Annotated in this window: 1 pseudogene; it reads right to left on the bottom strand. The window is 37.7% G+C overall.

The features are described from left to right. Positions 1–276, bottom strand: a pseudogene (locus tag SCA31_RS23265) (ParA family protein); the annotation flags it as partial.

Raw genomic sequence — 276 nt, 5'->3', positions numbered from 1 at the left:
CTGGTAAGCATCATAAAGAGTGCTTCTTTCCCTCCCATCGACCTGGTTCCAGAATAACCACATTGATTGTTCTTTATTTTCTTTAGTTATTTCAGGAAACTGGAGAAATGCTTTTACAAAAGTTAGCGTGCTTTCGACCACTAGACGGTCAGCCGTTATTGGTGCAAAAATAAAATCCATAGCTGTTAAGGTTGTCAGAACACCCTTAGTATTAGCGGTACCTGGAAGATCAAAAAAAATAAAATCAAAATGCAGTATTGAATCGTCGACATATTC

The organism is Chryseobacterium sp. SIMBA_028 (assembly GCF_046535285.1).
In the GTDB taxonomy this organism is placed as follows: domain Bacteria; phylum Bacteroidota; class Bacteroidia; order Flavobacteriales; family Weeksellaceae; genus Chryseobacterium.
This window is presented reverse-complemented; position numbering and strand designations above follow the sequence as displayed.